The sequence below is a fragment of the Microcoleus sp. S13_C3 genome (genome assembly GCF_036700905.1).
Lineage (GTDB): Bacteria > Cyanobacteriota > Cyanobacteriia > Cyanobacteriales > Microcoleaceae > Microcoleus.
Map to the genome: position 1 here is coordinate 1 of NZ_JAUBPT010000034.1, position 24,210 is coordinate 24,210.

Consider the following 24,210-nt stretch of genomic DNA (forward strand, 5'->3'; position numbering starts at 1 on the left):
TCGCTTCTGTGATTTATTGCGTAAGCGTTGCTTGCCGAAGCCATCGCATCCCTCTTTAAAAACTGTCCGGAGTATTGATATTATCTACCATTGATAATTTTAACTTCTTCAGCTTTCTGATAATATACTAATTTTTGTGACAGGACGATCGGCCTTTATTTTTCGTCTACTGAATGCTGCTAATACTAGCAAGAACATCATCCGCTTCAACCACACCTTGGAATTTCTCTTCATCATCAACCACAGCAACCGTCCGTCCTTGTTCGTAGAGGTGAAAAATATTTTCGAGACTGGTATTAGCATTGGCTTTAGGAAAGTTTTGAAGCATCACAGAAGTAAGGTCTTCATTTACTTGTTGGATTGCTTCAGAAAGAAATTTTTTCTTAACCATGCCAACCAGTTTACCACCGCGATCAACCACGTACATTTGTTCGAGGTTATGGTGTAACATTTTGTCCAGTGCCACTCTAGAGGAGTTTTCACCAAGAATCAAGGTAATGGTTTGACGGGCAATTGACCCTACTTTGAGGACTTGGGCGCGGTTGACATCTCTAGTAAAGGCGCGGATGTAGTCGGAGGCGGGTTGGGTAATGAGTTCGGAGGGAGTACCGACTTGAACGATACAGCCATCTTGCATTACAGCAATGCGATCGCCAATTTTCAGCGCCTCATGAATATCGTGACTGATAAATATAATAGTTTTGTGCAGTTCTTTTTGGAGGCGCAGCAATTCATCCTGCATTTCCCGGCGAATCAGCGGATCGAGGGCGCTGAATGGCTCATCCATGAGTAAAATCTCCGCATCTGTCGCCAAAGCACGGGCTAAACCCACCCGTTGCTGCATCCCACCACTCAGCGAGTCGGGCAAATAATCCGCCCATTGCCCTAAACCCACCATTTCTAAGGTTTCCAAGGCTTTTTGGCGGCGATCGGCTTTGTCCATTCCCCGCACCAAAAGACCGTACTCTACATTCTCAGCAACAGTTTTGTGGGGAAACAATCCAAATCGCTGAAAAACCATCGAAACTTTCGTCAGGCGAATCTCCCGCATCCGTTTCTCGCCCACATGGGCAACATCTTCACCATCAATGTAAATATGTCCGCTGGTGGGCTTAATCAGACGGTTGATGCAGCGAACCAAGGTAGATTTTCCCGAACCGGATAACCCCATCACCACGAACAATTCCCCTCGATTAACTGTGAGAGATACATCGGCAATGCCTAGCACATGAAGAGTTGCTTGTAAAATATCATCTTTAGACTTGCCGTCTCGAAACATTTTGAGAGCAGCATGAGGTTTTTCTCCATAAATTTTGATGAGATGCTCAATGCAAATTTTGGGTTTTGAATTTGTCATTTCCTGGGGGCACAAGTAATGGCCGACTGTTAATATCCTGATTGAAGCAACGCTCCAGAGAGCAAATCTGTTAGTTTGAGTGTAACAGCCCACTGGTTCAAGTAAGCGAGATCGAGTCGTTCCCCTTGCACCTTCAAAACTCCCAACACATCCCTCCACTGCTTTTGGGAACCGCCAGGAATTAGTTTGTACCAACTGAGTTTTTGTAGGACGATATCTTCGGGCGAGTAGATGTAGATTCCCTCCTCTGTTAAGCCACTAACAGGGTAAAGTTGGCGACGACTCATCACCGAAGCCGAAAAAGGGTCATCGCTGCTCATGACAAAAATATCCGCTTTCTCCATTGAAGGCAAATAGATGACATTGAACGATGATTCGCGGGGTGCTGTTCTTGAATTGGCAATTGCTTCAGTCACAGCCGACTCGCTGATGTAAAACTCGCCTGACATGGCATCAATTAGTCTCTGTGCTGTTCGCGCTTCCAGGTCAATCACTAAGTCCAAGTCTTGCGTAGATCTGTTTTCTCCCAACAGCGAACTCGCCACCGAGCCGCCCACCACATAGGGAATATTCAGCGGTAGCAAGATGCTGGCTATTTTTTGCGCTAATTCGATCGGATCTGCAATCACGAGTTCACCCCAATCTTTACTGTCTGATAAAACTTCTATCCACTCAGCACCCAAACACCTTTTAATAAATTCTTGCCGAACTTTTGCCTCAGTAGCATTGGGATACTGGTTCTTTATTCCAAATATTGCCAACCTTCGCACCGCTTGATTGAAAGCGCAAGTCCGTTGTACTTTTTGTTGGGGCGTTAACTGTCGCAATAGCTGAAACATCAGCACATCCGCCTCAATGCTGGTATCGATAGATTGGGGCTTGTATCCTGACTTGACTGTGAGTGTTGGTATTGGCGGCACGGTTAAAGGAGAGTGAAACTGCATCTTATTGCACAATTATATTACAGAATCAAAGTTTTTCATGCGGATTGAAAAAGGTGATGTTTTTTTTTAATTCTTATGAAAAACTGAACCTGTAAAAACACTTGCTATAATGATATCCAGAGCAAAGGCAATAGTTGCTAGAGCCAATAACCAGATGGCAAGATTTAGACGTTTACCTTTCTTGATTGCAGCCGATTCAAATAATTCTATAGCTTCAACCCAAGTATTTGTAATGTAAGCTCTGTATCTTTCATCTGACTCATTGTACCAATAATCAGTCATTAACTCTCTAGGTTTAACAATAGTACCAATAGGGTTAGATGTTAGTCCTGTAGCAATTGCAAAAATAGATGCAGCAGAGAATCCACATACGATTACTTTGAGAATCAAACAAGTAAGACACCCTGTGTTTATGCCTGGTAAATCCGCAGCAAACCTTAGTAGCAATCCCCCAAAGCCCAAAAATGTTCCCAGCCTCCCGTTTAGGTTGTCTAAGGCTTCATTTCGAGCTTTGTAAACTGATTCTGTATACTCGTAAGCCAGGCTAATATTTGTAGAACCCGTTGCACCTTCTATAATGGATTGAGTGTTGTTATCTTCCATAAAAATGTCTAATACCAATAACCCAGAGAAACCATCTACTCCCCACACTTCACAGCCTGTCAGCCCTCAAAAAGCCAAAGGTTTTACCGGGCCTGTAAATCAAACACCTCCTGCCACACCAAGTGAGGGAACAGTAGCCAGATTCGACGGCGGTTACAACATTGTAACGTTTAATCAGCAACCGAAAAATTCCGACTAAAACTTTTTCGTACTGCTGTTCATGGGGGAGTAGGGTTTGACAGCCCTCTTCCTCAACTCAATCCAAATCCGCTCCTTTCCCCTGTCTAATTGACCTGATTCTATTTCCACACGATTACAAAGATGAGCTTGTGCGTTAATCCTCACTGCCCCAATCCAAAAAATGCTGATAATGTATTGCGCTGCTCTAGCTGCGGTTCTAATTTGTTGCTAGAAGGGCGGTATCGTGTCACACATCAATTGGGAGAAGGTGGCTTTGCCAAAACTTACCATGTCAGCGCTCGCGGCCGACTTCCAAAAGTTCTAAAAGTTTTGATTAAAAACACCCCCAAGGCTGTAGAGCTATTCAAGCGAGAAGCAGAAGTTCTATCCCGCTTCAATATTTTAGGAATTCTCAAAGGTGAGGAGTATTTTACATTTACTCCTGGTAACAGTCAGGAACAAGTGGTAAGTACCTACACAAAATTAATTACACATCCGACTTTGTTACTCTTTAGACGTATCAAGGGTTTCAAGTCAACTCAGTCGGCAATTAATTTTGTTTACCTACTTACGACCAGTTCAAAAGCGCTTTGCGGATACTCAGGCAAATTTGCAGCGGCTCTAAGAAGTTGACGAAATTTTGCATCCTTCCATAGTCATTACACCAGAAATGAACTTTCTAACATCATTTATTTTTAGAATACGCGATAACAATTGTCCTTCACCGAATCTACAATAACCCTTCTTTCCCCTTGACTCCGCTCAACCACCTCATTAAGAAATACCCCAAACCAATGCAGCAATGCAGTAAGTATGCAAGACTTTCAAGCATCGGGTCGGGTATACACCAAGCATGAAAATAGAAGGTCACGGGCAAGCGAAAATCCTCACCCAAGCTGAAATCGAACTGTTATTTAACGACGGTTTGCAGACCGATCGCGATCGCGCCCTCTTTGGAGTTTGTCTCTACACCGCCTGCCGCATTGCCGAAGCGTGCAGCTTGAAAGTCATCGATGTTTTCACCCCGGCGGGTGTCATCCGCTCCGAAATGATCATCCGCAAGGGCAACACCAAAGGCAAGCTCGGCACCCGCACTATCCCCATCATTCAAGAGTTGAGGCTGCTGTTAGAAACCTACAAACACCCCTCACACCCCTACCTGTTCCCCAGCCGCCACCTCAATCACCGCTGGAAACACGCAAACCCGGAAGCCGCCTCTCACCTATTCCAAGAAGCCTGCGAAAAAGTTGGCATCATCGGCGCTTCCACCCACAGCCTCAGAAGGTCGGCACTCACCCAGATGAGCAACGCGGGTATCCCATTGCGGATTATTCAAGAAATCAGCGGCCACCGCAACTTAGAGCAATTGCAGAAATACTTAGAAGTGCGGCCCGACCAAGTGCGCGGCGCCGTCTCTGCACTTTCTACCCTTTCCTACGTCAGGAAAATTATATATCCTGATTCAGCTCCCCCAAGCCCACAAAATCCGTTGCCCCCTCACCAACTGTCACAAGGCCAAGCAGACTCCTCGGCCCAAGAAATTCCCGACTGGTGACGAGCAATTTTAGATTTTAGATTTTAGATTTTAGATTTTAGATTTTGGATTGACACTCGCGCATCAAGAGCATCGAATGCCGATCGCTTTCTTTCCGCCCGGCAGAAGCCCTCACCCCTGGATTTGTTAAAATCGTTGGTCATGTGGAGCAGGTGCATCTACGAAACCGGCTCAAAGGAGAATTGACAGACAATGTGGCTTAAATTTGGTGTTGCTCTCAGTGGCGAACTGACGGGCATTGATGATGTTGCGCGTGGAAAAACTAACCTTGCTTGTCTCTACTGCGGTGGCGGATTGACAGCAAAAAAAGGTTCGGTGAAAGAGCACCACTTCGCGCACACCGGGGAGACTTGCAAGCCCGTGTCACAGCGGATTAAAACCAAAGCGTTTCCCTCGCTGCCCCTCTACGAGCATTTCAACATCGAACTCAAGGGTGAGGAATTGGAACAGTTGAAGGTGCTGTGGAAAGAGTACGGAGCCCAAAAGCGATCGATTCCCAAAGACTTGGTAAACTTTCGGTGGGAGCTCAAAGGATTGCTGGAATCATCGGGCGATCGCTGTTATCAGTTTACCGACTTGGGTAAAATCCCAGTGGGTGCGCTTCCCCTGGCGTTATTCAACCGAGTCCAAGAACCCCTGCTGCTGTCAGAGTTGGCTTCATTGGAAGGCTCTGTAGAGATTGCTGAAGCTGCGGGGTTATCTTGCTTAGAAGAACGGCGGGCTGATTTGCTGATTTATCGAGCACAGCTTCGTCGGATTCTGGTGAACTCGCTCTATTTCCTTGAGGTAAAAGCGGACGGGAACACGTTCTATAAAATTGGCATTACTACTAGAGCGATCGAGGAACGCATCGCCGAGGTGCAGCGGGATGTGAAAGCGCATTACTCGGATGTGGTTGTCAATTTGCTAGGGTTGTGGGAACATCGGGGGAATGTGGAGCTGTATTTCAAACACCGATATCAACCCTTTAACTACCGTATTGGCAAACTGACCGAGTATTTTGTGTTTCCGAACGTCAAGGCTATTTTGAATGATTTGTATGAAATGGAACCCAAACTGCTGAGTGAGATTGAGGTGGAGGTTCTCAGACAAATTCAAGAGCAATCAGATTCCGCTGCCAATTAATCGATCTACAGCATTCGCACGGGCTTTGCAAACCTATCCCATTAATTGAGTTAAGGGATACGAGCAGAGTGTCCCACCAAATCCATAAAATCTATCCTTGCTCGCTCGAAGCGGTGGGGGCATAATGTAGGGTCAGACTCCTCGTTCTACCCCGCTCACTTTAAAGAAAATTTAGAATAATCAGGGGAACAAATTCAATGGCAAAAAAAGCAAAAAAACTCTGGCTTTCTTCTTCTCCCAAACAGTCTAAACCTACAGTGCCTGATACTGAGAAACAATTAATCGAACCAAAATGCAATGAGTTAATTGAAACAGAATTCAATCCCAAATATATCGAATCTCCACCCACAGACCATGATTTCAACTATCGAACGGATATCTTTGGCAAGTGGTATCGCAACTACTTTTACTTCTGCTCAACTTACAATTGTCCGAGTCCGAGGGCGATTTCCCCGTCTTTTGAGTCTCGCTCCGCCCGCCTAGAATATGTTGGGCCAGATTGTTTTAATGTGGCCTACATGAGACATACGGGGCAATGGTGGGAAATTCTGCATGGTTTGTCTTTAGAAGAATGTTTATCGGAAATTAGAAACAATCCCTTGTTACATCCTTAATCGTTGCTCTAATTGGCAATCGTTCTTTTAATTATCGAATTGGCTCTCCTGACGTTCGTATTTTGTGTTTCCCGATGTCAAGGTTGTGTTGAACGATTTGTACGCAATGGAACCCAAAGTGCTGTAGGCTGTTGAGGTGGATGCAATTAACGGAGCGAGTGCGAACAACACGGATGGCTGAATTCCGCAGTTTGCTATAAGTCTAGTTACTCGCTCAGTTAACAGCCGTTTTGTGCAAATGTCGGCTCAATAACCTACTGAAAATCATGAAAGCAGACACCATCGAAATTGTTGGTTTTCACGCGCATATTTACTTTGACAATGATAGTCGCGATGCTGCTGCGTGCGTGCGAGAAGGATTGACTCAGTTTGAGGTGCAGCTAGGGCGCTGGCACGACAAACCCATAGGCCCCCACCCCCAAGCGATGTATCAAGTTGCCTTTTTACCCTCGCAGTTTGGCAAAGTCGTTCCCTGGTTGATGCTCCATCGCGAGGAACTAAATATTCTCGTCCATCCCGAAACAGGAGATGATGTGGCAGACCATACAACACATTCTTTGTGGCTGGGAGAAAAACTAGAGCTGAATGTCGAAGTTCTGCGACCTAGGACAGCCAATACGAAGTTCTAAGTCATCATTCTCAACGGTGGATTGTTCTATGTAGAGCAAACACTACTTGCTAGGTTCGGTAGTCCGCAAACTAAATTCTTTGCTCAGAGATATTATTGATTAATTAGTCAAAAACAGGCTAATCTTTGGCAATTGTAAATTATTTGAACTAAGAAATGACAGTTAAAGCTATTTCCGCCACCATCCTTTTAGGTGTAATTCCGCTTCATGTTTACCAGTTACCCGACGGCGGCTACAAAGTCGATGCGATTGGAGTTATGAATGCGGTGGACAAAAAGGGTAGTGCCTTGAGCCGGTTTCTTACTGGGAAATCGGCTTTAGCTCTGCCTTTTGGCGGATACAATTTTACGCAAGCTCAAAGCATTCCAGTGGAAGGCAACGCTCAACTAATCAAGCCCATTCCCATTGCATTAGCTACAGCATACTGGCTCAATGAAGCAACCTTCATGCAACGTAAAAGCTCAAGCTTTAGTTCAAGCCAGCATGGCTGAATCTATCGAACGGCGGGCTGATGCAGCATTCAGCATCAAGCGTACTGAACCAGAGTACAATGTGCGGTTTGGTGAATTCGTTGAGTCAGTTATGTTGGAGAACCGGCAAGAGATTACGAACAGGAGATTGCCCGGTGACGATTTGTACTTGCCAGATGGGATTAATTGACCAGAAGTGCGATCGTTCCTACAGCTACGCTAGTTTATTGATTAAAGTTTGCCCCGAAACACAGCTATGTACATCTCCCGTCTTCAGTTACTTAATTACAAGTCCTTCCGGGATTCTGGGGTGTTAGAATTCCAACCCGGCATCAACATTATTGTGGGAGCCAACAATTCAGGGAAAACAGCGTTGCTGGAAGCTCTGAGCCTGAGTTTTAAGGACATCCCCCACCGAAGTTTAAAAACAGCAGGGGATGCCGATCCATCCTCGCACGTCCAAGTTTCTCTAGTAGCGGATAAGTCGGCAATTAAAGAAGTCGCTCAAATAATATCAAGCGATTTTCAGTTCGTTTACAGTGCTAACAAAACAGACCGGAACCTAACGGCTGAGACTATGCACCGCCTTTTCTTAGATTGGTTTGATGCTCCTGCTGCGGTCGAAACTAGAGTATGCTTATTGGGTGATTGCAAGGTTGTTGAAGTTGAAAAAAGCTTGACTAATGACCTAACCTTTAACGTCTATTGTATCAACAAACAAGACTATTATATTGATAAAATAGCTGGCACTAAGTTTAATAGGTGTACTGTAGACAGCGAAATAACAACCAGACTTGTCGAATATTTTAGCCGCCACACATACAGGCTTTATGCCGAACGCCCCAATTTGGCAAGCTGCTTTTTTGGCGATCGGTCTGAACTGGAGCCTGACGGCTCGAATTTGGCTGAAGTCCTGAATCAACTTCAACTTTCTGGAAAAAAGAAACTTTTTAATCGTTTCTTAACCTATGTATCCGCTATTTTTCCAGAAATAGGTTTAGTTTCTGTCAGACCTAAGCCAAACCTCAAAGATTTTACCGGAAGTGATACGAGTCGCAGAAGCCGCGAATTAGAAATTCTAATCTGGTCGCAAGAAGCGGCTGAAAATGATAAAGAAGATTTAGCATTTCCCTTGTCAGAGTGCGGAACGGGGACAGGACAGGTTTTGGCGATTCTTTACGCGGTGTTGGCTTCCCCAACTCCTAGAACAATAATTATTGACGAACCCCAATCTTATTTGCATCCAGGGGCGGCCAAGAAGCTGATACAAATTCTCAAAGAGTTTCCGCAGCACCAATATTTTATTGCCACTCATTCGGCCGAGATTATTGCTGCTGCCAATCCCTCAACTATCGTGAAGCTTCGATATGAGGATGGCGAAACCCAAGCATCAACGATGAATGCGCGAGATATTAGGGAACAGCGCTCTCTTTTAGCTGAACTGGGGGTGAGTTTGTCTGATGTTTTTGGTGCCGACAGCATTCTCTGGGTGGAAGGGCCCACCGAGGAGCAGTGCTTTCCGCTCATATTGTCCGAGCTAGTTCCAAAACTCTTGACAGGAACCAAAATTGTCAGCATCAAAAACACGGGGGATTTATTGGGAAAGAAAGCTCACTTTGCTGATGTTATGTTTGACTTATATAAGCGCATCAGCGGTGGGAATAATTTGTACCCTCCTGCTGTAGGTTTTGTCTTCGATAAAGAATGTTTGTCGGAGTCGGATATTGAGGATTTAGAGAGAAGGAAGCCGCATCCGATTAAATTCATCAAAAGGCGGATGTATGAAAATTTTCTGCTGCATCCAGATGCCATAGCATTCGTACTCAATCAAGAAGATAATGAGCAAAAACAATCTCTTACCGGGGAAGAAATTGGAGAATGGCTCGAAAGCAATAAATTAAATAAGAATTATTTTTCAAAAACTTCTACTGAAGAGGATCTATCCGATTCCCAATGGGTTGACAAAAATATTGATGCAGCAAAACTTCTAGATGCACTATTTGCCAATTTCTCGGAAGCGCGGGTCGAGTTTAGGAAAACCAAACACTCAGTAATGCTTACAGAATGGTTGCTTGAAAATAACCCCGATAGCTTTGCTGAATTAGTCCAGTTTTTGCGAGGTATCCTTGATGCGGGTAAAGCAACCGTGTCTTGACGCGAGTGCGATCGCTTCCAATATCCAATTCTGGGAGAAACTAAACCAAACCCCAATCCACCCGCCATGCCCAAACTTCCCGAATGCGTAGGCGTAAGCCGGGGCGGAGCCATCGCTGTCTTCTCTACGCGCGCAATCAATCCTTACTTAGTTTGTGCCGTCCACGCCACAGGCTCAGACACCGACACTTGCCCCGACTTTTAAGAAAACCCTAACGCTGAACCGGAGGAACTCTGGGAACCCGAGGGTGCAAGCTACTATGACGGCGAACTTATCCTGCAACGCCCGGCAGCGGTGGACACGCCTTGCAACAGTTAGAGCTGCTGGATACCCATCCACTATTTACCGATCGATGTCCCCGGTGTGAAATGACTTATCCCCAATATGAAACGCCCCCGGTGCATTGGGATTGTTCGGCTTGCGGGTGGATCGATGATTCGGTGTGAGGCTATCGCTCCTGAGTTGTTCGTGAAACTAAATTTACCGAGCATTTCAAGATACTCGTTTCTACAAACCATTTAACGGGCAATCCGTTTGATGGGATGTTCCGATCGCAAAATACGTTCCTTCTGGGCCCGACTCCGCATAGAAGCCCTGATGCAGACATTTCGTCGGCAAGGCATATTTTGATTGGGAGGAGGAAAGGGATAACGAATGGACGTATCTTTAACATATTGCGCGCCCGACTTTCCCAATTCCCAGCTCATCATGATGATTTCCCCTCGGCTTTCAAGGTCGGGAATATATTCAAAATAGAGTTCGACTGGACCTGTTGCAATCGGCGGATAGTTGTGCAAACCCTGCTTCAGAATACAAACTCCAATTTCGTTTTTTAATTTTGAACTACAACTGGTAAGATCGGGGATTAACCCATCAGAAGCCCGCATCAGAACCAATTTCCTCACCAGCCGTGCGCCAAAAACCTGAGACTCCCGAACAATAGGCTACTTTAACCGAAGCATGGTTCGTAGCTTGTGAGTATAAGCCCACCGTTGAAGATTTTCGCTTATTGGCAGAATTACTGTGGGAGAATCAAGACAGCGTTGAAGTTGATTAGCTGCTGATAATTTTGAATTGAATTTACTTAACAGAGCGATCGCCCTATTTTGAAAAGATGAGCTTTTACCGCTATGCCTAAACCAAAGAGGTATCCCGACAATTGGCAAGAGATTGCGCTCTCGGTGAAAGAAAACGCAGGGTGGCGTTGTGCTAAGTGCCATCAACAATGCCTCCGACCCGGTAAACAAAGTGGCTTAACCAAATCTGAACGATGTGCCTTAACTTTAGCGGTGCACCATCGCAATCGGATACCGGAGGACAATCGCCCTGAAAACTTAATCGCTCTGTGTACCGCGTGTCACCTGTCCTATCACAATCGTGGTCAATCCAACGTATCGCCGGGGCAATTATCCTTGTTCCCCGATGATGGCCTTAACTGGGATATTATGGAGTGCTCTCTGGAATCGGTATGAAACAATGTATCCGATCCGAATCCGCTGGTGTCCGCTTACTTTGTTTAAAGGTAGCTTTACAGTTTTCCAGCGCGAGCGTATTCGCCGTTGAAGAGGAAATTTCGTATTTTTGTTTAAGTATCTTCCCGTGCAGTAACTTCATCGGTTTGCCAGGATTCGCTTGAGCCGCTTCTTGGCTAATTCCCACAGTTCTTGAGAGTCTTCTGATTCCTGATTCGGAGCCAACTCAGTTGCTTGGGATGTTTCAATATTTACGGAAATTTCTGGTTGGATAGTTCTTTCAGGAGCTCTCATTTCCACTCACTTAAGCCAGGCACGAGTGCTGGAAATTCATCCAATTTGCAGCTAATCCAAGCAGCGCGTTTGCCGAGCGAAATTAAGAAGCCCCGAACGATCTCGCGCCTCATCCACAAAAAACAAAACTCACCCAGCAGCGGATGTGGCTGGGCTGTTTCGCGAACGGCAGACCACTACTCTAGGTGCTGCTCAACTAAGGCAATGAGTTTAGCGATCGCTTTCTGTTCTTCTAGAAGTAGTTCTTTGAGCTGGCGCATCTGTTCTTGATTTGGGGGTCTATGCACCAAGTCATCAACGAAGTCTAGTAGGGGAGACTTTCTAAAAGGTCTACCCAAAGCAGCTTCATCTCGCAAGCGCTTGGTTCGCTCCAGCTTAGACAGTTGCAATCGGTTTTTAGCCTGACGGCGTGCGATAAGTCCGTCAAGTCTTTGACATACTTTTCCAGTCCTCTTCATCTCCATACATCTCTTTTATTTCTTGTTTTAACTCAGTTATCTGCTCGGTCAGATTTGCCACCTGATCTTCAATAACGTCTGTTTTATCCTCCTGAATTTCCAGAGAAATTTCCAAAGATTCGACATATTCGTTAGAGTCGATTAGGGAGTTACCCCCCTAACCTCTCCTTCAGAACCGTGCGTGAGACTTTCACCTCACACGGCTCCTTGATAATTCCATCCTTGTTATGGATACGATTTAAGACCAACTATCAGGTTTTAACACTTTCTTTAGAGCGCATTGACCCGTCTGTTGCTGTCTTTGTGTCGTGGCAGTGTTTATGCAGAAGTTGTAGGTTGTCATAGGTGTCTTTTCCACCTAACGAAGTCGGTTTAATATGGTCAACTTCTACAATGTCTGTACTGGTAAAGTACAAACCACAGTGAGAGCAAATACCCTTTTGTCGTTTGATTAAAGATGCAACTCTGTTAGGAGTTTCCGGGTATTCACCTCGACGCTTACTCCAGTAAATCCAGTCTCCATTAAAAGGACTAGCCTCACCCTTGACTTTTGTATGCCTTACGATTGGCGTACTTGCATGGGTGATTAGTTCTAATCCATCCTCGGTCCTGAAACACCAATTTCGGTTTCCTACTGTTCGCCAGTATTTAGCCACATTGATGTCCCCTTTCCCTCTCTTTCTTGCCCAAGCTCTTAACTTATCGTAGGTTAGTTGGTCAACCTTGTTAAAGGTTTTTTTACTAACAACTGTCGAGTAATAGTTTGACCATCCCCTAATGATTGGATTCAGCCTACTGATTAAAGCAGCTTGTGGGGCGGTTTTATGCGAGTCTACTACCTCGGCAATCTTGTCTAGATGGGTCTTGATTTTGACTTTTGAGGGTGTGATTAATGTTTTAAAACCAAGTGGTTTTCCATTTGATGTATTAGCACTACGGTAGTTTCCTACTTTGTATTGTTGCACATGGAATCCTAAGAACTCAAACCCGACATTTCCTTCTATTTCATTAAGTGTGTGGGTTAGTTTTGTTTTACTTGGTTTTAATTCCAATCCCATGTCATTTAACCATTCTGCGATTATCTCCTGAGATTTCTTGACTACGTTCAAATCCTCATGGATAATCACGAAGTCGTCAGCATAACGGATTAGGCTAAGGGCGTTCCGGTTATCCCGTTTGTTTCCTTTTAGTGTTTCCGCGTGCTGTTTAACTCTTTCTTCCATACCGTGTAAAGCAATGTTCGCAAGTAAAGGTGAAATCACCCCTCCCTGTGGTGTACCCTCATTAGTAGGAAATAACTCATTTCTCGCACAGTACCCGGCTTTAAGCCAGCATTTTAATTGACGGCTTAACGTGGGGTATGTGTGTATTTTCGAGAGTAATGCTTTGTGGTCTATGCGGTCGAAGCACTTTGCAATATCAGCATCTAGCACGTATTTAGCTTTTGAATTGGTACTGATAAATATGGCTCCAATCGCATCGTGACAGGAACGTCCTGGTCTAAAACCATAACTGTTAGGCTCAAATTTTGCCTCCCATTCAGGTTCTAACGCTATCTTACATAGCGCTTGTAGTGCGCGGTCGTTTATGGTGGGTATTCCTAATGGTCGTTTTTCATTACTTCCAGGTTTTGGAATCATCACCCTGCGAGTGGGTTTTGATTTTCCTGCAAGCTTCAACTGATTGACCAAGATAATACGTTGCTTTGGAGATAACGATTTAACACCGTCCACTCCTGCCGTATTCTTTCCTTTGTTGTCTTGAGTTACTCTACGAACCGCAATACACTTGGCAGACCAAGACCTAATCAGGGTCTTTTGTAGTTTGCGAACTGCTTTAACATCACCACGTTCACTCGCTTGGAATATTCGCTTTTGCAACTTAAAAGCCACCTTTTCTAGCTTTCGCCATTTGATGTCTTTCCACTCCACCGTCTGATTGTTCAGCGTTTTAGATATATTCATTGCTACTTGTTCTACTCCATTGGAATTACCGTGTACCTGTCAGCATATCCACACCATTACAGTGAGGCATTCGCTTTTGATACAATCCCTCTCCCTTAAACCATTCGTTAGCTACTTACTGGATATCGACCTATTTCTAGTATCCAGAGATTTAAGAGATTTACTTCGTTCCGATTACACATTTGTTTGAGTCTTTAGCGTGATGCTATCCACCGGGTTTACGGGCGGTGCTTATAAGTCGATTAACGAATCGCTTATGCCATATCCTTGCCTTTTGGCTTGGTGTTAATCAATCTTTACCGTGTTTTTCAACGGTTTTATTCTGATTCAGCCATTACACCATTACAAATGACGATGGTTCCATCACATCTTTGCTTTTGCTACGCATGGACTCTTGCTTGACAGTTACCAAGTTTGGCTCTCAGTAGTTCTGCCTTTTAACCCCGCTTTAGCCTAGTGGTTGCTACCCAATAATCTAGGGGCTATGCTTTCACCTCTGCACTTGAGGGATAGGACTTGACGCACAGCGCCTCACCTACAAATGTAATCAGTTGTCACCAGTCTCAACAACTGGGCTAACTATCCCATAAGCTTTTCAGCCTATTTTTGGTTAAACGAATCGCACCGTTAACTTTTGTATTGGATCGGGCTGGGGCGACACGCCGTTAGACCCATTGCCGTTGGTCATAGTCATTCCTCACTGGTGTCTTGATGGAAGAAACTGGCGAGATCGCTATCGATCGTCCCGGACGTCGCCCGGTGTGGGTGCGCTTGATGCGTTGGAGTTGCTAGCTATTCGCCAGCACAGCGCGCTTGCTAGTTGGTTTTGTTCGACACGCTCAAGAACTCGCACTGTCGGGAACCAAGCCTGCAAGTGGGATAAGTCGCTGTTGACGCTACCCGAATACGCTTGGAACGGGTCGCTCTCCAAACAAACGAAGGTTCGCAAAGCGTAGAGTTCATCTAACTTCAACCCGTCCAATCTGTTGATTAAGGATTCAAGGGAATATTTTCGAGGCGTTGTGTGTCCCGCAATCGCTTGTTCCCTCAGTTCCCACCAACTCATCATGTTGGCTCGTTCGGTGGGACACAAAATCTCATGTTTCCGAACGCAGATGTAAACAGGCTGTCCGTCTTCCTGTAGCAAATTATCTTGGTCATCCAGTAGGCGACCGGTGACGGTTTCAGGGCGAACGTCGGTCACTTCCATGCGTCCCATTGTGGTGGTGACGCGGGGATTGGGTATTTCTACAAAGCTTGGTTGGGCGGCTTGCGATGGCTGCCCGTGATCTGCGAACATAGAGGAAATCTCCCGAAAGTGAGTGCCAAACCCCGCCCCAGAAGATTGCGAGTCAGAGGGGGCGGGGTTTGGTTTTGGATGAATTCCACATTATACCCCTTCTGAATCCCTGTGTATACCCTCAGAGTTGAATATTGGGCACGAGGGAGAATCCTTAAGGACTTAGAAGCCCCTAAATCCTTGTAGGATAAGCAGTATATGAATTGTGGAAATATTGAAAATGCCCGACATTGATGCTCCTAAAATGGTACGCATAGATTTTTCCGTGCCTGCTCCGCTTTTAGAGCAAATGCAAGAATTAGCCAAGGATGAGGGTTGGAAGCCTGCCGAATTGCACCGAATGCTCTGGGTACTCGGGTTTGCAGCGTATACCGAACAGAGCAACAAACGCTTGGTAAACGATCGGCTTAGGGCAAACAAGGCTAAGGATAAACTCGACACCTGAGCTGTTGAGGCAGTCAAAACGCCTCGAACGAGGTGACACCCAGAATTAAAGGTCTTCGTTACTCTTAGAAAGCTGCCAAGCATCGAGAAAATTACTGAATAAATTGCTTTATCCCTCCAAGTCAATCGCTTCATTGGCTAACTCCGCGTTTGCTACACTATGGGTGTTTTGTACCCATGCCGGGGCTGTAATATCGAGACTTCTCCGGCATAGATAATTTAGTTGCTCTCTAATTGCTGGTGGTATTTCCTAGTTTCCGAGATTCTACGCTTGAGGGTGTCTAATGCCCTCACCGCTGTCCAATTACCCCGATTAGCTAATTGGATATATTGCTGTATCAATTCTTCGGTGATTTGTTGGTCTAGCCACTGCACCAATTCTGCGGTTGCGAGGCGCGCTTGGGGATTGGTGTTGCCGAACATCTCGAACATTCCCAAACGCTGCATTTGCTCTAAGGTCATACTTTCCACCGCTTTCACGGCTTCTTCAAACTCTTGGGCGGTCAAGTGGGACGGCTCATGGGGATGCTGCTGTAACAAGAAACAATCGATTTCTTTGTACGCACCGACATACATTTTATGGTGAACACAGTCGCATAAAATAGCGTGTTCTGGCAGCTCATCATCGGAACCTAAGTTATAAGGCTCTAAGTGAATTGCTAGAGTTATGTGTTCTATCAGTGGCGCATACACGGCGTAGTAACTAAACGTAGCCATTGCTCTGCCATTACTCCATGTTGCTTTGCTTCCTTGATAGTAAAGAGCAAAGTATTGAGTGTTGCTGATTCCCACCATCCCCGGTAACATGGGTGGCATCGCTACGGGTAATTCGATGAAGTGTGTTCCTAACATGATTCCTCCTTGTTCAAGTAAAAGGGCATGGAAACGCTGGTTTTTTGCCCTTTCGTGTATTCAATATCTACCGTTGTTTTAGTCAATGTTCAACAACGAATTGCTCTTGCTCTTTATTTTGTTGTTATTTCATTTGAGTTACCTTCCAGATATCGGGGTATTTTAAATGTTTGAATCCATTGAAAATCAACACGAACCATCATTTCTGATGAATCATTTTTGATGGCATTCAGCCAAGGATTTTTCGCATCTCTCAGAATAAACTCTACTTTAATAGACTGCACGAACACTTCAGGCGGAACCCGACTAGCTTCAATCCATACCCCATCATCAAACGGGTTGATTGGATAAATCATTTTTTTGAAGTTATACACATTGTCGTGATAGCAGTAGGGATACTCATAGCGCGATACCATCCGATAGGAATGAGACATGGGATTGTACTTTATCAATGAGAAAATCTGCATATTTTATGACTCCATTAATCCAAGAGTGTAGTAGTTATCTAACAATCGATCGAAAGAAAACAGCCGTTAGATTGATAAGCCAAAGTTATCTTTAGTTCAAGCCCTTCTGTTCTCAAAACTTTTTCTGCCTCATCCAACAGCTCAAAAGAGTTGAACCAAACTTGAATGATGCCCTCAAGTTTATGATGCTTTAAGGTGTATCCTCGTTCGTGATGGGAAGGGTGACGGCATCTCACGAAGCAAGCCGTTCTGAGGAATGTGTGAATGTTTCTGGTCATTTTTATGTGTTCTGTTATTCAAACAGGATGAGAGCGCTACTTTCTTGGCGTTTCCCGTAGTCTGGGTCTACCTGCTTTCTCAACGCTTCAAACTCATCAAATAACTCACTCCGAACGTACTTGGTGTTGTTTCTAGAGCTTAGTTTGTAATAGGCGTGTTGCCATTCTGCAAAGGCATTCAATGATGCGCTGCTGTGCAGCAACCAATCGCAGTTGTTGAGGTGCTTGAACCCCCACTTTTCATCAGTCCATTCGGTGTTCGCATTATCCTTGCTATGCCAGCAAAGATACACCGCACCGGGGAATCTTTTGAGTAGCAGTATTTCGTACAAATTCCAAGCTTCTGTGTAACGGTAGCAACTTTCTTCGTTGATGCACTCTCCGCCGCCTTCATCTAAACCCATTTGAGTACAATCTCACCCTAAAGTGCAGTGCATTGTGTACCTCTAACTTACTATTTTTTCTACACTAGCGACAGCTATCTTATTAAAATTACTTGTTTTTATGTTAACATTCCGCCGGAAATAGTCCTTGGTAAAAAGTGATTATTTGCTGCTTAATGGCAATCTATAGAACGTTCAAATGAGTTTCGCGTTCTCCGAATTGTGCAACTTTATGAGCTTCGATATCTCCCGCTTCCAAGGCTGGTCGGATGGCTGAATTATCAGGCGATACTTCAATGCGTTGAAACTGGGGAGGAAGTTGATTTACTTCACAAGGGAGTTTGAGGGGTAAAACTCCGCCATTGTTGCTGATAGTTAAGGGGAAGCGGTGCAGGCTTAGTTTCTTGACATTCTGAGATTCGAGACACTTTTTGAGCTGCGCTTTCATCCAATCCACTCGTTTGCTATCGGTAGCTGCGAGTTTACTCAGGCGTTCTGCTTCAGATTTTTGTTGTTTACTCAGGGCATGGCGGTTGGTAATGGCAGCGCCGTAGTTATCAACTTTGGAAAGCCATTGCTCGTAGGTACTACCCCGTTAGTCTAAGAGTTGTTGCACCGCTACTTCTAATTCGGGTGTGATTTCTTCACCTTCGATGTTGTCGATTAGTTCATCCAAGTCCTCCAGTTCTACAGTGAGTAAATGCAATGACTTAGTGCGCCCTCGGTGAGCCTCACAGCGACTGGAAATCAGAGCACGTTGGTCTGGGTTCATGTGTTGCCATGCTTGCTTGCTGCACAATTGAGTCGGTTTCAGGAGTTTCGGGGGTGTCGTATTGTGCTTTTAGTTGAGCTTTGAGGGCGGTCAGTGCTTCTATTCCCTGCTCTGAGGTTGCTAGTAATTGAGCGCAAATAACATCCAATAAGGACGTATTGGGCGTATTAGGCGTAGATTCACTCGATGTGACTCTTGAGATGCGGGTAATTGTGTCTTCTTTCTGGGCATGTGTCGCAATTGTTCTAATTGTGATTTACACCCATTGCGCTCGCCATTTTATTTTAGTTATTTTAGTTATTAATTTTATCAATTATTAGCTATTACAATACTTCGGACAGTTTTTGAATGAGAGCCTGAAAGTGCCATTCTACCGTTTGTATCCGAGTTTGAGAAAGCCTGAAACCCTCATTCTACCGTTAGCGATTGAAAACTGTCCGAAGTGTTGCTATTAGTAAGACGCTATTATTATAAGATTTTAAATAAGGAAGTTGCCCCAAGCGCAAACTTGAGGCATGATAGATTAGAGCCTGCTCGCAATAATCAGATTTGTCGCGACTAATTGAAACTGAGCTTCGGTCAACCCTATTGTTTCACCATCATCCGTACAGGCAGTAGCAATCACTTGACCGCCAAGTGCAATACTGCGACGGGTAATGCAGGTTAAGGGCAATTCCTTGTATAAGAATTCCTCATCACAGATTAGGTCTATCGCGGGCTCTGGAAATTGATTCCGGACATATTCTATGAACGCAGGTTCACCTGCAATGCCCACTCGGTTTTGCAAATCTGCAAGTTCCAACTTTTCTTCTACTTCCAGCCGATGGATTCCTGTTGAATTAATCAAAGCGTAGAGCATAGCTTACTCCCTATTTTTTACACCCTAGCGGTAGCCCTTTACTTTAAATTTTTCGTATATTTAAAATTACTCTTGATATGCGGGTATTGCTTATAACGATGGCGTAATTACCAAGTGGGGTACGTTCGATAAGTGCTACTCCCACACCGAACTCAAACACTTTATTGAAGATACTTTGGGCGTACCTGCTCGGTATCTCACTCACAATACCTACACCGTTTCTTACAACTCTAAAGCTCTTTCCCTGATAATCTACCCAAGATGTTTTCCTTGCAAGGCAGCCTGTACCCCGCCATTTGGAGGGGGCTATTTTAATTATCCAAAACCACCGGATTTGGTGAGGTCAGACTTAAACTGAAGCCAATACTATCATTTTATAACGTAATAAAAGCCAGCATTTATGAAGAAAAAACCATCAATACCAGATGCGATTCTGGCTATAGATTTTGGCGGCTTATCTACTAGAGTTTTCTGCCAAAGCTCGCAAGCAGGCAGTAAAGCAAGCTCCTTTGTAATGGAATCGCAGGTGGGGCCAGTGAGCCAAGACATAGCCAATTGTTTCACACAACCCAACCTCGCATCAGCATCTCCCGAAAATATTGCTTGGGTGGCAATTGGTAATGAATGCCGAGCCGTTGGCTACTTGGCAGCATCGCAATTCAATGCTCACATCGGTTTGGCGGGACTGAAGTACAGTAGCGCTTTGTACAAAGCTCTAGCAGCTTTGTGGGTAGTGTCGCGGAAGTTAGATTTAGGCAGTCAATTTAGCGCTGCGATCTCCGTTTTCTTGCCCCCAGGCGAATTTAATGACTCCAAGCAATTTTTTGAACTCTTAAGTCAATACTCTGCTTCATTTGAAACACCTACCGGCAAGCTATCCGTCACCCTGGACAAAACCCAAGCTTTGCAAGAAGGCGGCGGCATTGCTTTGATCCACAACAGCAATTTAGGTTCAGCCTTCAAGCAGCGGGTAACTGCCTTTGTTATGGTAGGATTTCGCAATGCTTCGGTAATAGTTTCGGCACGCGGTGCTGTCGGTAAGGGCAAAACTTCAGACTTAGGAATGGTAAGGTTGGTGGATCTAGTTCAAGAGCGAACCTCTAACTACGATGCTTCCCGTTTGGCTTTATCAATCGCTCAAGCAGGCGTAAGCTACAACCGCCCTTACTTTTACCGAATTGCTCGGAATCGAGAGGAGACAGCGAAAGATCGAGAAGTTGACCAATTGATTGAAGCAGTCAAGCTGTCTCGCTTCGACTACGCTCGAATGCTATCTCATTGGATTAATGAAGTGCTGCCGCCCGATTTAGATGAAATTGTATTTTGCGGGGGGACTTCTGAATATATGAAGCCAGAACTGCGAAATCAGTTTTCTCATTATTCGCTGTCTTGGCACGCAGGTATAACAGTGCCAAAAACGCTCGATCCTGATGGTTTAGGTTGCCGCATAGCTGATGTTTACGGACTATTTTCTTACTTCAAATCTCAGTTTGAGGTACTGAGGCAAAGGTCTGTTGCGGCAACTTCTCAGAGGGCAGAAGATACAACTTCCTGTTCAGGAGATGCTCCAGTCCCCACGACTGATATACAGAGTGTAAAAGAATGTGCTGAACAATCTACCAAGCCAAAATCTGAACAATCTACCAAGCCAAAATCTGAACCACCTACTCACCCAAAATCCGAGCCACCTACTAAATTAAAACTTGAGCAATTTACTCACGCTAAATCGGAGCCATCTACTGAACAAAAAATTGAGGAACCCACTGAACAAAAGACTGAAGATATTACTGAACAAAAAATTGAGGAACCCGCTGAACAAAAAATTGAGGAACCCACTGAACAAAAGACTGAAGATATTACTGAACAAAACACTGAAATTTGCGCTCAACAAAAGGCTGATTCAAGTATCAAAGATAGCTGCTTAGACGATTCTAATAAATTGAGTGATGAGTCGTCGTCGAATACAGAACCTTCATTAGAGGAATCAGAAGCCAACTTAGATGCAGCTCTCTTATTGGGAGGGCCCTACCGAGGTGCTGGAAAGAAGGTGAGGAATTATGCCTAGAAAACGTTACAAGGAATTTTGCTGGCGCTGTCAAGTTTTGCCAGACTCCGAAGACGCTATCTTGCTATCTTACCTGCAAAATCATCCTTTTTTTAGTTTCAAGGAAACGATTTTACCTCTAATCAAAGCGCGGTGGCTGTTAGCAGCTTTACGCAATAGCGGTAGTCATTCTAGTACAGAGTTAGAGTATTTGAGGCGAGAAAGCATTAATTTTTTGCTCAGGCAGATAGATGAAGTTTGCCGAGATGCGGGATTTAACTGTACCGAGTTAGGAGTAATTGCCCCTGGTATTTCTTCGGGTTTAATTCCTTTAGCTACTTTCTCTCACTTGTCGAATCCAGGTACATCTATGGCTACGGAATTAACTGCCCCTGAGAGTTCAAATTCCGCAAGTTTGCCCGAAGAAAAAGAACCCGAGGAATTTGCGGGAGAAATGGAGTTTGAAAACAGCGCATTTAACTTAGCTGGTTTCGATCCGGCAATGGTCGGGCCTAGCTTTAGTTAAAAATTATTAAGTCTTAAATAGACATCCAGCAAGGAGGAATGAAATGACTAACATGATTCACTTGGTTGACGGCGAAAAAGGTGGCGTTGGCAAGTCGATGCTAACTCGGATTCTGGTTGAATTCAATCAGAAGTATGAACTGCTGTACACGTTAATTGATGGTGATTTTCAAAATCCTGACGTGCAGCAGCGCTATCCTGAACACAATGCAAAAATCGTAGCTTTAGTTGAAGATGAAGAGAAGTTTTTCGATATCGATATTATTTTTGAAACAGCAGTAGAAACTCCTGTGATTGTCAATTTACCCGCTCGGGTTTACAGCATTATCAACAAATGGATTGACGAAGCTAATTTAACTTCTCCTGATTTTAAAGAGCAGTCAGGAGTGGATGTATGCAAGTGGTTTATTTGCGGTGGCACGACGGACAGCATTGAGATGTTTATTGACTCTTTCAACTACTTTGAAGGTCAGCTCAATCACATTTTTGTCCGCAATTTTGGAGTTTGCAAAGATTGGTCGCACGTACAAAGCCATAAGGAAATGAACAAGCTCATTAATAATTACCGAATTCCTGTCGTAGATTTGCCGGCTCTGAGTGCAAGAGAGCGCAAGTTTATTGATACGAAGCGGTTGTCATTTTCTCAAGCAATGAAACACTCGGAATTCTTCTTGATTAGTCAGCAGCGATTGCATACTTTTCTGGAAGACTGTTTCCGTCTGATAGAAGATGTAGGTTTGTTTAACAACGCACCCAATCGCAATAAAAAAGAAGTTATCGCTCCCTATGAACAAAAAAAAAATGAGGAAATGCAGAGAGAAAATGAGCAACAAAATGAGTAACCAAATAAGCAACAGGTTGTAAAGTCTCAGGAGGCTGTAAGTTGTAAAAAAGGTATCGTAAGCTTTTAAGAATCTAAATTAAGGCTTACACACAGACTCTACTGATAGGGTGTGCCGAAACCAGCCCGCTGGCTGAGTGCAATCAACGCAGTTGTGTTATCCCAGGCGTTGGATATTAGCAATAAACAACGTTTATTGCGTTTAAACTTTGAAAGTAAGAAGATTGATCGATCGCCCGCTACGAGATTTCCAGGGTTTCAAAAACTTCTTCACCACTGGGCCAGCGGGGTGGGTGTGCCGAAACACATCTTAATACTACAGATAGTGTCTAAACCGATAATTTGCGGGTATTCCTGTAAATTTTACAGTCAATGGGTGATGAACTCGTTAGGAGACGGACAAAATATGAGTTCACACTATAGAATGCGCGATGCAGAACAGCATAAAGATTAGGATTTTGATTAGGTAGGAGGTTAAATGTCCGATCGACTTTTAGAAGAACTTTCCGAAGTTGACTCTGAAGAGTTTGGCGAGATATTGGAAACGCCAAGGGAACAGGGCAGACTTAATAATACCAAAAATAATTCCATACAATCCGCTGAAAATTCGCAAAATTTGCCCGATTCTCCAGATACAGTCGCAGAAGATGCAGTAGAAGAAAAGTTGAAATCAGATGGGAGTAAGCTAAATGAAGAGGAGTTTTGGGAACTCATAGACGATGATTCGAGGGAAAGAGAAGCTCTGAACAGAGATCCTTTATCTGCCCCTCCCATGTACGAGAGAGATACTGAGTCACTAATCAGCCAGGTACTCAAGGGCAAAGACTCCAAATTTCGCTCTCATGTCATTCAGACAGCTTACCGATACGGTCTCAATAAAAATGACCCACTTTTTATCGTATTGCTGGCTACAGGTCAACTCGAACTGCTGTTAGAAAAAAAACCGCAAGAGATTGACCAGTTTTTCAAGAATTGGCAATCTCAATGGCAAGGTGATTTGAAAGATTCTCAAGCTGTTATTTCTCAAGAACTGGAACAAGTTCGGCAGCTTACTGAAAATTGGGAAAAAGAAAGCAGGGAGTTTTTAGAACGGCAGGGAAAAGCGGCTGTTAAGGTGCAACATCGCCACATTTCTAACTCAGTTTACACCCTAGTGCGACAAGCAGCTTTAGAGAAAGTTGCTCACGATATTTGGTCGGTGATTTTTGGGAGCGGGGTGGTGTTAGGGGCAATGGCGATCGGCGCTTTTATCGGGTTAGCTGTGCCCCGGTTCATTCCACCGCCTGAACTCGACCCAAAAGGGCCGCGCCAGCTCACTTTAGAACAAGCCGTAGCGCTCGAATGGGGGCTGAGCAAAGAGGGTCAGTTTGCTCGCAAGAACGCGGATACAATTCAGTGGGCAACAAGCAATGAAGGGAAATATGCTCGCCAACTTATGAGCTGGAATCAAGCTTTGTTGAGCGAGAAAGGTGGCAAAAAATTGTGTGAAACTGAGATAAATCGATTGGGGGTGACGCTGACAGTAGAGGGTAAACCTGCACAAAAAGGATTTTGTACTTTGTGGATTCGCTCCCCTCAAGAACGAAAGTTTGTTCCTTGATGGCAAATACTAAAATCGAGAATGG

The 24,210-nt window shown here is 44.5% G+C and carries 29 protein-coding genes and 1 pseudogene; 14 read left to right on the top strand and 16 right to left on the bottom strand.

All coding sequences use genetic code 11. The features are described 5' to 3' along the window. Nucleotides 1–166: 166 nt before the first annotated feature. The 3 genes from QUA16_RS11910 to QUA16_RS11920 all read right to left on the bottom strand — a co-directional run bounded on the left by QUA16_RS11910 (nucleotide 167) and on the right by QUA16_RS11920 (nucleotide 2,904). Nucleotides 167–1,357, bottom strand: coding sequence for a glycine betaine/L-proline ABC transporter ATP-binding protein (locus QUA16_RS11910; protein WP_333103573.1), 1,191 nt, complete (start codon nucleotides 1,355–1,357; stop codon nucleotides 167–169). Between the two features lie 29 nt (nucleotides 1,358–1,386). After that, nucleotides 1,387–2,301: a hypothetical protein gene (locus QUA16_RS11915; RefSeq protein WP_333103574.1), complete on the bottom strand. Its 915-nt coding sequence runs from the start codon at nucleotides 2,299–2,301 to the stop codon at nucleotides 1,387–1,389. A 66-nt stretch (nucleotides 2,302–2,367) separates the two neighbouring features. Then, nucleotides 2,368–2,904, bottom strand: a complete 537-nt coding sequence (locus QUA16_RS11920) for a hypothetical protein (protein ID WP_333103575.1) — start codon at nucleotides 2,902–2,904, stop codon at nucleotides 2,368–2,370. 4 nt (nucleotides 2,905–2,908) lie between these two features. Here QUA16_RS11920 and QUA16_RS11925 point away from each other — a divergent pair, with 4 nt between their 5' ends. From QUA16_RS11925 to QUA16_RS11965, 9 genes are all read left to right on the top strand, one after another. Further along, nucleotides 2,909–3,103, top strand: a complete 195-nt coding sequence (locus tag QUA16_RS11925) for a hypothetical protein (RefSeq protein ID WP_333103576.1) — start codon at nucleotides 2,909–2,911, stop codon at nucleotides 3,101–3,103. Nucleotides 3,104–3,225: 122 nt separating this feature from the next. Further along, nucleotides 3,226–3,717 (top strand): serine/threonine-protein kinase, encoded by a 492-nt coding sequence (locus QUA16_RS11930; RefSeq protein WP_333103577.1) that lies wholly within the window; start codon nucleotides 3,226–3,228, stop codon nucleotides 3,715–3,717. Between the two features lie 220 nt (nucleotides 3,718–3,937). Continuing rightward, nucleotides 3,938–4,639 (top strand): site-specific integrase, encoded by a 702-nt coding sequence (locus QUA16_RS11935; protein WP_333103578.1) that lies wholly within the window; start codon nucleotides 3,938–3,940, stop codon nucleotides 4,637–4,639. Nucleotides 4,640–4,831: 192 nt separating this feature from the next. Beyond that, nucleotides 4,832–5,764 (top strand): GIY-YIG nuclease family protein, encoded by a 933-nt coding sequence (locus tag QUA16_RS11940; protein WP_333103579.1) that lies wholly within the window; start codon nucleotides 4,832–4,834, stop codon nucleotides 5,762–5,764. Between the two features lie 197 nt (nucleotides 5,765–5,961). Further along, complete coding sequence (locus tag QUA16_RS11945) at nucleotides 5,962–6,378, top strand: DUF3024 domain-containing protein (RefSeq protein WP_333103580.1); 417 nt, start codon at nucleotides 5,962–5,964, stop codon at nucleotides 6,376–6,378. A gap of 266 nt (nucleotides 6,379–6,644) precedes the next feature. Further along, nucleotides 6,645–7,007 (top strand): DOPA 4,5-dioxygenase family protein, encoded by a 363-nt coding sequence (locus tag QUA16_RS11950; protein ID WP_333103581.1) that lies wholly within the window; start codon nucleotides 6,645–6,647, stop codon nucleotides 7,005–7,007. Nucleotides 7,008–7,162: 155 nt separating this feature from the next. Beyond that, on the top strand, nucleotides 7,163–7,498 hold the full coding sequence (locus tag QUA16_RS11955; protein ID WP_333103582.1) for a hypothetical protein: 336 nt from the start codon (nucleotides 7,163–7,165) through the stop codon (nucleotides 7,496–7,498). Then, nucleotides 7,491–7,667: a hypothetical protein gene (locus tag QUA16_RS11960; protein ID WP_333103583.1), complete on the top strand. Its 177-nt coding sequence runs from the start codon at nucleotides 7,491–7,493 to the stop codon at nucleotides 7,665–7,667. Before QUA16_RS11955 ends, QUA16_RS11960 begins: the two co-directional genes overlap by 8 nt. A gap of 66 nt (nucleotides 7,668–7,733) precedes the next feature. Continuing rightward, nucleotides 7,734–9,632 carry an AAA family ATPase gene (locus QUA16_RS11965; protein WP_333103584.1) on the top strand — a complete coding sequence of 633 codons (1,899 nt, stop codon included), beginning with the start codon at nucleotides 7,734–7,736 and terminating at the stop codon, nucleotides 9,630–9,632. Between the two features lie 518 nt (nucleotides 9,633–10,150). Here the strand turns inward: QUA16_RS11965 and QUA16_RS11970 are convergent. From QUA16_RS11970 to QUA16_RS11995, 6 genes are all read right to left on the bottom strand, one after another. Further along, the gene (locus QUA16_RS11970; protein WP_333103585.1) at nucleotides 10,151–10,342 is read right to left on the bottom strand and encodes a hypothetical protein; all 192 of its coding nucleotides are present in this window, start codon (nucleotides 10,340–10,342) and stop codon (nucleotides 10,151–10,153) included. 900 nt (nucleotides 10,343–11,242) lie between these two features. Continuing rightward, nucleotides 11,243–11,398 (bottom strand): hypothetical protein, encoded by a 156-nt coding sequence (locus QUA16_RS11975; RefSeq protein ID WP_333083905.1) that lies wholly within the window; start codon nucleotides 11,396–11,398, stop codon nucleotides 11,243–11,245. Between the two features lie 176 nt (nucleotides 11,399–11,574). Next, entirely contained in the window at nucleotides 11,575–11,787 is a 213-nt protein-coding gene (locus QUA16_RS11980; protein ID WP_333103586.1) for a hypothetical protein, read from the bottom strand. A gap of 34 nt (nucleotides 11,788–11,821) precedes the next feature. Next, a complete protein-coding gene (locus QUA16_RS11985; protein WP_333103587.1) occupies nucleotides 11,822–11,971 on the bottom strand; it encodes a hypothetical protein in 150 nt (49 codons plus the stop codon). Nucleotides 11,972–12,107: 136 nt separating this feature from the next. After that, a complete protein-coding gene (ltrA, locus tag QUA16_RS11990) occupies nucleotides 12,108–13,820 on the bottom strand; it encodes a group II intron reverse transcriptase/maturase (protein WP_333103588.1) in 1,713 nt (570 codons plus the stop codon). A gap of 733 nt (nucleotides 13,821–14,553) precedes the next feature. Continuing rightward, complete coding sequence (locus tag QUA16_RS11995) at nucleotides 14,554–15,120, bottom strand: hypothetical protein (protein ID WP_333103589.1); 567 nt, start codon at nucleotides 15,118–15,120, stop codon at nucleotides 14,554–14,556. 220 nt (nucleotides 15,121–15,340) lie between these two features. Here QUA16_RS11995 and QUA16_RS12000 point away from each other — a divergent pair, with 220 nt between their 5' ends. Next, the gene (locus tag QUA16_RS12000) at nucleotides 15,341–15,565 is read left to right on the top strand and encodes a hypothetical protein (protein ID WP_041623929.1); all 225 of its coding nucleotides are present in this window, start codon (nucleotides 15,341–15,343) and stop codon (nucleotides 15,563–15,565) included. Nucleotides 15,566–15,783: 218 nt separating this feature from the next. On the opposite strand, the gene QUA16_RS12005 is transcribed toward QUA16_RS12000, so the two are convergent. From QUA16_RS12005 to QUA16_RS12035, 7 genes and pseudogenes are all read right to left on the bottom strand, one after another. Continuing rightward, on the bottom strand, nucleotides 15,784–16,416 hold the full coding sequence (locus tag QUA16_RS12005; protein WP_333103590.1) for a hypothetical protein: 633 nt from the start codon (nucleotides 16,414–16,416) through the stop codon (nucleotides 15,784–15,786). A gap of 113 nt (nucleotides 16,417–16,529) precedes the next feature. Continuing rightward, complete coding sequence (locus QUA16_RS12010; protein ID WP_333103591.1) at nucleotides 16,530–16,850, bottom strand: hypothetical protein; 321 nt, start codon at nucleotides 16,848–16,850, stop codon at nucleotides 16,530–16,532. A 71-nt stretch (nucleotides 16,851–16,921) separates the two neighbouring features. Next, nucleotides 16,922–17,161: a hypothetical protein gene (locus QUA16_RS12015; RefSeq protein ID WP_333103592.1), complete on the bottom strand. Its 240-nt coding sequence runs from the start codon at nucleotides 17,159–17,161 to the stop codon at nucleotides 16,922–16,924. Nucleotides 17,162–17,175: 14 nt separating this feature from the next. Further along, nucleotides 17,176–17,565: a hypothetical protein gene (locus QUA16_RS12020; RefSeq protein WP_333103593.1), complete on the bottom strand. Its 390-nt coding sequence runs from the start codon at nucleotides 17,563–17,565 to the stop codon at nucleotides 17,176–17,178. A 163-nt stretch (nucleotides 17,566–17,728) separates the two neighbouring features. Beyond that, nucleotides 17,729–18,112 (bottom strand): annotated as a pseudogene (locus QUA16_RS12025) (siphovirus Gp157 family protein); the annotation flags it as partial. A 27-nt stretch (nucleotides 18,113–18,139) separates the two neighbouring features. Next, nucleotides 18,140–18,316, bottom strand: a complete 177-nt coding sequence (locus QUA16_RS12030) for a hypothetical protein (protein WP_333103594.1) — start codon at nucleotides 18,314–18,316, stop codon at nucleotides 18,140–18,142. Nucleotides 18,317–18,839: 523 nt separating this feature from the next. Beyond that, a complete protein-coding gene (locus QUA16_RS12035; RefSeq protein ID WP_333103595.1) occupies nucleotides 18,840–19,175 on the bottom strand; it encodes a DUF3846 domain-containing protein in 336 nt (111 codons plus the stop codon). Between the two features lie 400 nt (nucleotides 19,176–19,575). On the opposite strand from QUA16_RS12035, the gene QUA16_RS12040 reads away from it, so the two are divergent. The 4 genes from QUA16_RS12040 (at nucleotide 19,576) to QUA16_RS12055 (ending at nucleotide 24,185) form a co-directional block, all read left to right on the top strand. Further along, nucleotides 19,576–21,240 (top strand): hypothetical protein, encoded by a 1,665-nt coding sequence (locus QUA16_RS12040; protein WP_333103596.1) that lies wholly within the window; start codon nucleotides 19,576–19,578, stop codon nucleotides 21,238–21,240. Then, entirely contained in the window at nucleotides 21,233–21,745 is a 513-nt protein-coding gene (locus QUA16_RS12045) for a hypothetical protein (protein ID WP_333103597.1), read from the top strand. Before QUA16_RS12040 ends, QUA16_RS12045 begins: the two co-directional genes overlap by 8 nt. Before the next feature lie 43 nt (nucleotides 21,746–21,788). Continuing rightward, on the top strand, nucleotides 21,789–22,586 hold the full coding sequence (locus QUA16_RS12050; protein ID WP_333103598.1) for a mobilization protein MobD-like protein: 798 nt from the start codon (nucleotides 21,789–21,791) through the stop codon (nucleotides 22,584–22,586). A 477-nt stretch (nucleotides 22,587–23,063) separates the two neighbouring features. Further along, complete coding sequence (locus QUA16_RS12055) at nucleotides 23,064–24,185, top strand: DUF6753 family protein (RefSeq protein WP_333103599.1); 1,122 nt, start codon at nucleotides 23,064–23,066, stop codon at nucleotides 24,183–24,185. The last annotated feature ends 25 nt before the right edge of the window (nucleotides 24,186–24,210 follow it).